This is a genomic window from Stenotrophomonas sp. 05L44_2 (assembly GCF_056665995.1).
The window spans coordinates 1-8,793 of sequence record NZ_JBFTNR010000080.1 but is presented as its reverse complement, the minus strand read 5'-3'; the positions used below and the strand labels follow the sequence as shown (position 1 = coordinate 8,793).

At 67.4% G+C, this 8,793-nt stretch carries 9 protein-coding genes, 1 pseudogene and 1 riboswitch; of the genes and pseudogenes, 6 read left to right on the top strand and 4 right to left on the bottom strand.

Annotated features, from left to right (window positions below):
* Positions 1–104: 104 nt before the first annotated feature.
* The 3 genes from AC1VAN_RS04545 to AC1VAN_RS04535 are packed head-to-tail and all read left to right on the top strand — an operon-like array spanning position 105 to position 1,894.
* Complete coding sequence (locus AC1VAN_RS04545; protein ID WP_032976592.1) at positions 105–749, top strand: YceI family protein; 645 nt, start codon at positions 105–107, stop codon at positions 747–749.
* Positions 746–1,318 (top strand): cytochrome b, encoded by a 573-nt coding sequence (locus AC1VAN_RS04540; protein WP_032976591.1) that lies wholly within the window; start codon positions 746–748, stop codon positions 1,316–1,318. Before AC1VAN_RS04545 ends, AC1VAN_RS04540 begins: the two co-directional genes overlap by 4 nt.
* Before the next feature lie 3 nt (positions 1,319–1,321).
* Positions 1,322–1,894 (top strand): YceI family protein, encoded by a 573-nt coding sequence (locus AC1VAN_RS04535; protein ID WP_025877832.1) that lies wholly within the window; start codon positions 1,322–1,324, stop codon positions 1,892–1,894.
* Positions 1,895–1,979: 85 nt separating this feature from the next.
* On the opposite strand, the gene AC1VAN_RS04530 is transcribed toward AC1VAN_RS04535, so the two are convergent.
* A complete protein-coding gene (locus AC1VAN_RS04530; protein ID WP_025877830.1) occupies positions 1,980–2,210 on the bottom strand; it encodes a glutaredoxin family protein in 231 nt (76 codons plus the stop codon).
* A 101-nt stretch (positions 2,211–2,311) separates the two neighbouring features.
* On the opposite strand from AC1VAN_RS04530, the gene AC1VAN_RS04525 reads away from it, so the two are divergent.
* Both AC1VAN_RS04525 and AC1VAN_RS04520 read left to right on the top strand, forming a co-directional pair.
* Complete coding sequence (locus tag AC1VAN_RS04525; protein ID WP_480985343.1) at positions 2,312–3,694, top strand: L-serine ammonia-lyase; 1,383 nt, start codon at positions 2,312–2,314, stop codon at positions 3,692–3,694.
* A 138-nt stretch (positions 3,695–3,832) separates the two neighbouring features.
* Entirely contained in the window at positions 3,833–4,828 is a 996-nt protein-coding gene (locus tag AC1VAN_RS04520; protein WP_480985342.1) for an alpha/beta fold hydrolase, read from the top strand.
* 90 nt (positions 4,829–4,918) lie between these two features.
* Here AC1VAN_RS04520 and AC1VAN_RS04515 read toward each other — a convergent pair whose 3' ends face one another.
* From AC1VAN_RS04515 to metX, 3 genes are read right to left on the bottom strand one after another with little or no spacing between them, the layout of a single operon-like run.
* Complete coding sequence (locus tag AC1VAN_RS04515; protein ID WP_442251738.1) at positions 4,919–5,986, bottom strand: homoserine dehydrogenase family protein; 1,068 nt, start codon at positions 5,984–5,986, stop codon at positions 4,919–4,921.
* Positions 5,983–7,218 carry an O-succinylhomoserine (thiol)-lyase gene (locus tag AC1VAN_RS04510; protein ID WP_480985341.1) on the bottom strand — a complete coding sequence of 412 codons (1,236 nt, stop codon included), beginning with the start codon at positions 7,216–7,218 and terminating at the stop codon, positions 5,983–5,985. Before AC1VAN_RS04510 ends, AC1VAN_RS04515 begins: the two co-directional genes overlap by 4 nt.
* A complete protein-coding gene (gene metX, locus AC1VAN_RS04505) occupies positions 7,215–8,246 on the bottom strand; it encodes a homoserine O-succinyltransferase MetX (RefSeq protein WP_025877822.1) in 1,032 nt (343 codons plus the stop codon). The genes AC1VAN_RS04510 and metX overlap by 4 nt, the downstream gene beginning before the upstream one ends.
* Positions 8,247–8,322: 76 nt before the next feature.
* Positions 8,323–8,441: riboswitch (SAM riboswitch) on the bottom strand.
* 137 nt (positions 8,442–8,578) lie between these two features.
* Here metX and AC1VAN_RS04500 point away from each other — a divergent pair.
* Positions 8,579–8,793, top strand: a pseudogene (locus AC1VAN_RS04500) (M23 family peptidase); the annotation flags it as partial.

The following is an 8,793-nucleotide window of genomic DNA, read 5'->3' as shown; positions in this document are numbered from 1 at the left end:
GTTTCCGGCCACATCGGCACCACGAACTGTTGCAGCCGTGCACACAGCGTTGCGCGGGGGCGATGGGTATGATCAAACGGTCTTTTTCCCGGAGCCCCCCGCCGATGCGCCACTGCCTGGCCCTGCTGCCGATGCTGCTTGCCGTGGCCCCCGCCTGGGCAGGCAACGAGGCCTACCGCATCGATCCGGTGCACACCCGTGTGCTGTTTGCGATCGACCATGCCGGCTACTCGCAGGCGCTGGGTACGATCTCCGGAAGCCAGGGCCAGTTGCAGTTCGATAGCGACAACTGGCGCGATGCGACACTGGACGTCGARATTCCGGTGTCGCGATTGGACCTTGGTGATGCCAAGTGGAACCAGGCAACCCTGGCGCGCAGCCTGCTCGATGGCGAACGCTTCCCCACCGCCCGCTTCGTCTCCCACCATGTCGAACCGATCGATGCCCGCCATGCGCGCGTACTGGGCACCCTGACCCTGCGCGGGGTCAGCCAGGAAGTCGCGCTGGAGGTGACATTGAACCAGGTCAAACGCTATCCGCTGCCGCCGTTCCGGCGTACTGCAGGGTTCTCCGCCACCACCACGCTGAGCCGGCGTGCCTTCGGCATCACCGCATGGCCGGGCGTGATCGGTGATGCGGTGCAGGTGCGTATCGAGGCTGAAGCCACGCTCGACCGCAGCGATTCTCCGGGAACTCCCCCGCCCCAACCCCACTCCGACAGCCAGACGGCCACCAAGGACCCTTCATGACCGCCAAGAACACCCCTGCCGCCTGGGGGAGTGTCAGCCAGACCCTGCACTGGCTGATCGCACTGCTGATTCTCGCCCTGGGCATCGTCGGCCTGACCATGGGCGAGCTGCCGAAGACGCCAAAGTATTTCTGGGTCTATACCGCGCACAAGTCGATCGGCATCACCGTGCTGGCACTGGTGGTGCTGCGCCTGGGCTGGCGCCTGTATGCCGGTGCCCCCAAGCCGGTACCCGGCGTGCCGGGCTGGCAGGAGCGCATCGCCAGCGCCACCCATGTGCTGCTGTATGTGCTGATGTTCGCCATCCCGTTGTCGGGCTGGCTGTACGACTCGGCCAGCGGCCTGCGTCCGTTCCGCTGGTTCGGTCTGGTCGATGTGCCCAAGCTGAGCGGACCGGATCCGCAGATCGTGGCGGCATCCCATGCCCTGCACGAATACGGCTTCTGGCTGTTGATCGCGGTGGTGCTGGCCCATGCCGGTGCCGCCTTCTACCACCACCTGTTCCAGCGCGATGCCACCCTGTCCCGGATGTTGCCGCGTGGCTGGCTCGCCTCTCCCCAGAAGGACTGACCGATGAACCTGAAACTGACCACTCCGGCCGCCGTGGCCGCCGCCCTTGCCGGCATGCTGGCCACCGCACCGGTGCTCGCCGCCGATTACGCCCAGGCGCCGGGTGCCGGTTCGTTCCTGGCCTTTGCCACCAAGTACGACGGTGAAGTGTTCACCGGCAGCTTCCCGGGCTTTGCCACCAAGCTCAGCTTCGACCCGGCCAATCCGTCCGCAGGTTCGCTGGACGTGGTGATTCCGCTGGCCGGCGCCAAGAGCGGCAACAGCGACCGCGACTCCACCCTGCAGGGCGCGGATTTCTTCAACGTCGGCAAGTTCGCTACCGCACGCTACACCGCCAAGGGCTTCCGCGCGCTCGGCAACGACCAGTTCGCCGCCGACGGCACGCTGGAACTGCGCGGCGTGAGCAAGCCGGTCACCTTCACTTTCACCTGGAAGCCCGGCGCGCAGCCGGTGCTGACCGGCAAGGCCACGGTCAAGCGCCTGGACTTCGGTGTCGGTGGCGGCGACTGGGCTGATACCAAGACCATCCCGGACGAAACCGCGATCAGCACGATCGTGAAGTTCGACGCGAAATAAGACGCCTTCGTTCTGGTAGCGCCGGGCCATGCCCGGCGGCTTCCACCGCTGGCCGCGCTTCGCGCTCGCCAGGCATGGCCCGGCRTTACCTGCCTGCCAACAGCCAGGCCTGCACCGTGGCCGCATCGAACGGCCAGTCCAGCTCCCGCCCACCGCGCTCATCGCGCAGCACCGGCACCCGCGCCCCATAGCGCGCCTCCAGCGCCGGCTGGTCATCGAGGAACACCGATTCGAACTCGGGCGCCCGCGCCCTGGCCAGTTCGGCCAGGGCCATGTCACACAGATGGCAGTCGTCACGCTGGAACAGGGTCAACACCGGGGTTTGCTCCCTTGGCGGAAATGCTGCGCCGCAGTCATGGAAGTGCGGCGTGAACCGCTAGAATAGCGGTCTCTCCCGGTACCCGCAGTACGGCAACCATGGCTGTCAGCACGTTCGACGTTTTCAAGATCGGCATTGGCCCGAGCTCCTCGCACACCGTCGGGCCGATGAGGGCCGCCGAGCGCTTCATCCATCGGTGGCTGCTCGACCCGGGCAAGCTTGCGCAGGTCGCACGCATCCGTGCCGACGTGTACGGCTCGCTGGCACTGACCGGTCGCGGCCACGGCACCGACAAGGCGATCCTGCTCGGCCTGGAAGGGCAGCGTCCGAACCTGATCGACCCGGACATCATTCCGTCCACGCTGGAGCGCATCCGCAGCAGCAAGCGGATCATGCTGATGGGCCAGCACGAGATCGCCTTCGACGAAAAGCGCGACCTCGGCCTGAACAARCGSCAGAAGCTGCCSTWCCACACCAACGGCATGCGCTTCACCGCGTACAACGCCGATGACGAAGTGCTGGCCACCCGCGATTACTACTCGGTCGGTGGTGGCTTCGTGGTCAACCAGGACGATGYTGCCGATGATCGTATCGTGCCTGACGAAACGCCGCTGCCCTACCCGTTCAAGAGCGGCGACGAGCTGCTGGCGCAGACCGCGCGCAGTGGCCTGAGCATCGCCCAGTTGATGTTCGAGAACGAGAAATGCTGGCGCAGCGAGGACGAGATCCGCGACAACCTGCGCGAGATCTGGAGCGCAATGCAGGCCTGCGTGGCGCGCGGCATCCGCGAGGAAGGCGTGCTGCCGGGTGGCCTGAAAGTGGGCCGCCGCGCGCCGGCGCTGTACCGCGAGCTGTCGTCGAAGCCGGAAGCGGCGATGCGGGACCCGCTGACCACGCTGGACTGGGTCAACCTGTACGCACTGGCCGTGAACGAAGAGAACGCTGCCGGTGGCCGCGTGGTCACCGCACCCACCAACGGCGCGGCGGGTGTACTGCCGGCGGTGCTGCACTACTTCGACCGCTTCTGCCCGGGCGCGAACGAACAGCGGGTGTTCGACTTCCTGCTGACCTCGGCGGCGATCGGCATCCTGTACAAGGAAAACGCCTCGATCTCCGGCGCCGAAGTGGGTTGCCAGGGCGAGGTCGGCGTAGCCTGTTCGATGGCCGCCGGTGGCCTGGTCGCGGCGCTGGGCGGCAACCCGAGCCAGATCGAGAACGCGGCGGAAATCGGCATGGAGCACAACCTGGGCCTGACCTGCGATCCGATCGGTGGCCTGGTGCAGATCCCGTGCATCGAGCGCAACGCGATGGGTGCGGTGAAGGCGATCAACGCCTCGCGCATGGCCATGCGCGGCGACGGCAAGCACAAGGTGTCGCTGGACAAGGTCATCAAGACCATGCGCGATACCGGCCGCGACATGCAGGACAAGTACAAGGAAACCAGCCGCGGCGGCCTGGCGGTGAACGTCATCGAGTGCTGATGGTCTGCAGGGCCGGGCATGGCCTGGCTCTACTGCAGGGCCGGGCATCGACCCGGCTCTGCAGTGCCGTTCTCGACCGGACAACACCGTCACCGTTTTCCGGTTAGGCTCGGGCATCCCCCTGCCCCGGAATGTCCCATGCGCGTGATCGCCACCGCCCTGCTTGCCTGCCTTCCGCTGTCCGCTCTCGCTGCGCCAACCTACGGGCCGCGGCTGGAGGGCTTCGACTACGGCTATCCAGTGAAGACCTTTGCACTGGAATCGCAGCGCCAGGCCTTGGAGATGGCCTATCTGGATGTTGCGCCGAAGAAGAAGCCGATCGGCGTGGTGGTGCTGCTGCATGGCAAGAACTTCTGCGCGGCAACCTGGAAGGAGACGATCAAGCCGCTGGTGGCGGCAGGCTACCGGGTGATCGCGCCGGACCAGGTGGGTTTCTGCAAATCCAGCAAGCCCGAGCGCTACCAGTATTCGTTCGGGCAGCTGGCCGACAATACCCATGCGCTGCTGCAGCAGCTGCAGCTGGGTGATGTACCGGTGCACGTGGTCGGCCATTCGATGGGCGGCATGCTGGCCATCCGTTATGCGCTGATGTATCCGCAGGATATGCGCAGTCTTTCGCTGGTCAATCCGATCGGSCTGGAAGACTGGAAGGCSMAGGGCGTGCCCTGGCGCAGCGTGGACGCGTGGTATGCCGGCGAAATGAACATCAGCTATGACAGCATCCGCCGCTACCAGCTGGATGTGTACTACGACGGCAAGTGGAAGCCGGCGTATGAACCGTGGGCGCGCATGCAGTCGGGCATGTACGAAGGCGCAGGCAAGCAGCAGGTGGCCTGGAGCCAGGCACTGACCTCGGACATGGTGTTCAACCAGCCCGTCGTCTACGAACTGAAGAACCTGCAGGTGCCGACCACCTTGTTCATCGGCCAGAAGGACCGCACGGCGATCGGCCGTGACCAGGCATCGCCCGAACTGAAGGCGACGCTGGGCAACTACCCGGCACTGGGCAAAGCGGCAGCGGCGGCGATACCCGGCTCGACCCTGGTCGAGTTCGCGGCACTGGGCCATTCGCCGCAGGTGCAGGACCCGAAGCAGTTCAATGCCGCATTGTTGAAGGCACTCAAAGCGCGTTGAAGTTCCATAACCGCCGGGCATGGCCCGGCGCTACGAGGATCGGCGTGGGTAGCGCCGGGCCACGCCCGGCGAGCGCAGCGGCGGCCGGGCTCACCCCACGATCCGCAGCACGTCATCCAGCAGCGCCGCTGCGGTCACTTCCGCACCCGCGCCCGGCCCCTGGATCAACAGCGGCTGCGCGCGATAGCGATCGCTGTGGATGGCCACGCGGTTGTCGGTGCCCGCGCCCTGCGCCAGCGGATGGTCGGCAGCCAGCTCACGCAGGCCCACCTGCGCACCCTCGCCATCGACGCGCCCGACAAAACGCAGCACCCGGCCGTTGTCGCACGCCCGCTGCCAACGTGCCTGCAGCGGTGCATCCAGCTGCTCCAGCGCATTCACTGCATCTTCCAGCGGCAGCGCAGCCAGCGCATCCGGCACCAGTGAGTCGACCTGCACCTGCGACGCGTCCAGCGCCAATCCGCTGCTGCGGGCCAGGATCAACAGCTTGCGGCGCACATCCTCGCCGGAAAGATCCAGCCGCGGGTCCGGCTCGGTGTAGCCGGCCGCCAGCGCTTCACGCACCGCCGCCGAGAACGGCGACTGGCCGTCATAACGATTGAACAGCCACGCCAGCGAACCGGAAAGCACGCCCTCGATGGCATGGATGTGGTCGCCACCGGCAACCAGCGCGCGCAGGCTGCTGAGCAACGGCAGGCCGGCGCCGACGGTGGCGCTGTCGCCGTAACGCGCACCACTGTCGGCGCAACGATCGGCGATGGCCTGCGCGCGCGACAGCTGCGCACCGCGGCCAAGCTTGTTGGCGGTCACCACGTGCACACCGCGCGCCAACCACTGAACGTGGCGCGCCGCTACATCTTCGCTGGCGGTGGCATCGACCACCACGTCGCCACGCTCCAGCCCTTCAGCGCTGGCCCACGGCGGCGAACTCTGCCCATCGCGCGGCGCACGCCGTGCCAGTTCCAGCGGCAACGCCAGATCGCGGTCGATCGCCAGCGCGGTGCGTGAATTGGCCAGCCACTGCACGCTGGGCAGTTCCAGCCCACGCGCCTGCAACGCCTGGTAGCGCTGCACGAAGGCCGAACCGACGGTGCCGGTTCCGAGCAGCGCCAGGCGGCCGGTCCCCAGCAGCGGAATCTCGACAGGCAAAGCGCTCATGCGTCTGCCACCTGTTTGCCGCGCGCCACCGCATCGATCACCGCCTCGGCGCGCGCCAGAGCGCTGCCCAGATCGGCCAGCAGGTCGCGCTCGCCCTCGATACCGACCGACAGACGCAGCAGGCCTTCACTGATGCCCGCAGCCGCGCGTGCTTCGGCAGTCATTGCCGCGTGGGTCATGGTCGCCGGGTGTGCGATCAGGCTTTCCACGCCTCCCAGCGACTCGGCCAGCGTGAAGTAACGCAGGCCATCGACGAACGCGCGTACAGCAGCATGCGGATCATCGCCGGCACAGCTGGCCAGTTCGAAGGACAGCATCGCGCCGAAACCACTCTGCTGACGCGCGGCAACGGCGTGGCCCGGATGATCGGCCAGGCCCGGGTAGTAGACCTTGGCCACCGCAGGATGCGCATCAAGCAGCGCCACGATCGCGGCGGTGTTTTCCTGGTGCGCGCGCAGGCGTGCATCCAGCGTACGCAGGCCGCGCAGGGTCAGGAACGCATCGAACGGCGAGCCGGTAAGGCCCAGGGCATTGCCCCACCACACCAGCTGTTCATGCACGGCGGGATCGCGGGCAATCACCGCACCACCGACCACGTCGCTGTGGCCGTTGATGTACTTGGTGGTGGAGTGCAGCACCAGGTCCGCGCCGAACGACAGCGGTTGCTGCAATGCCGGCGACAGGAACGTGTTGTCGACCACCACCAGCGCACCGGCTTTGTGCGCCGCGTCGATCACGAAGCGCAGGTCGGTGATGCGCAGCAGCGGGTTGGACGGGGTTTCCACCAGCACCAGCTTCGGCTGCGTGGCCAGGGCCTGGGCCAGCGMGCGCGGGTCGGTCAGGTCGGCAGTGAYCAGTTCGAARTGGCCTTTCTTCGCCAGCGCGTTGAACAGGCGCCAGCTGCCGCCGTACGCATCGTGTGGCACCACCAGGGTGTCGCCGGGCTGCAGCAGTGCGTTCAGCACCAGGTTGATCGCGCCCATGCCGGTGGCGGTGACCACGCCGCCGGCGCCGCCTTCCAGTTCGGCCAGCGCCTCACCCAGCAGGTCGCGCGTGGGATTGCCACTCCGGGTGTAGTCGTACTGGCGCTTGTTGCCGAAGCCTTCAAAGCTGAAGTTCGACGACAGCACGATCGGCGGCGTGACCGCGCCATGGGCGGTGTCGCGATCGATGCCGGCGCGGACGGCGGCGGTGGTGCGACAACAGGACGGTTCAGCGGCGTGCAGGCTCATGCGGACTCTCCAGAAGTGCGGAAGGCGGTGGCGAGGATCGCGTCGATGCGATCGGTTTCTTTCAGGAAGGCGTCGTGACCGTAGGGCGAGCGCAGCACGCGCAGGCTGCCGCGTGGGCCCAGTCCCTCGACCAGGCCGACCAGGTCGGCAAGCGGAACCAGGCGGTCGCCTTCAACGGCAACCACCACGGTCGGCGGCAGGATCGCGCTCGGGTCCACGCGGTGCAGGTCGATCGACTCGGACAGGCGCAGGTAGGCATTGACCGGCGTGCGCGCGACGTACTGCGCACCAGCCGCGTCGAGATAGTCTTCGGCCGCGACACGGACGCGGCCATTGACCACCTCCGGTGCTGCATCGAAGCGTTCGCCGAATTCTTCCGGTGTGCGGTAGCTGAGCATGGCGAACTGGCGGGCCAGCGCCAGGCCGTGGTCTTCGCCACACTGCAGCTGGCCCAGCGCCACGGCACGGCGCTGCAGCGCACGCCAGGCGGCGGCATACGGGTGCGGGCGGTGCGCACCGCTGGCCAGCACCAGCTGGCGTACCCGGGCACGGTGGCGGATCGCGAACTGCTGGCCGACCAGCGCGCCGTAGGAATAGCCGACGAATGCCTTCAATGCGCGGATGCCGAGGTGATCCAGCAGCAGCGCCAACGCATCGGCCTGGTCGGCGGTATCGATCGGCACATCCAACGCACCGTCGGCGCCGATGAAATCGAACGCGAGCACACGCAGCTGCTGCGGATCCAGTGCGCGGCCACTGCCGACCAGGCCTTCGGCCCAGCCCTTCTCGCTGAACTGCGCATTGGAGGCTACATGGCGGTGCGCGGAAATGCCGCCGGCCAGCACCACCACCGGTGCGTTGACCGGACCGACCCACTCATAGCGCAGGCGCACCGGGCAGGGGCCGGCATGACGCATCGACAGCACGGCGGCGAACTCGCCGCGCTCGGCGTGCACGCGGTCATCGACCGGCACGCTGACGGGGACAAAGGGTTCGGGGCGAAGCACGGTGCTGGTGGCGAAGCTCATGGCGGGTTCCGGTAGGGAAATCGGCCATCGAGCCTTCGCGGGGCTCGCGTTCGAAGTGCACGTTGGGTGCAGGTTCGAACCATCTTTCGGTGGACGCCACGGTCCCCGCAGGATTTGGCACCTACGCAGGCGCTTTCGCGTCTGCGGGCTGCCCCGGCTTCAAAGGGCCTGTCCCTCTGCCGGTCTCGATGGTGGAGCCACGATGCCAGTCCTTTTCGGGCATGTCAATCCTTTCATGCGGATAAAGAGATGGATGAATGCAAAGCCCCCACCCTTCCCCCGTCCCGACAGCTTGCGTAGAGTCCCGGCGGTCCATGTCGCTGGAGCCTTCGATGCGCCGCCTGCCCCTGCCCTGCCTCCTGCTGCCCCTGTTGGCGAGCGCCCCCGCGAACGCTGCCGACTGGCGCCAGGGCTGGGGACTGGTGCCACAGACGCCGGCCGCGCGCACGGCCGGCGCCACGCCGCAGGCGGCGCCGATGGCCCGCCTGCGCCTGCAGTCGCTGGGCGACCAGTGGCAGGCGCGGATCGACAACCCACTGTCCGGCCC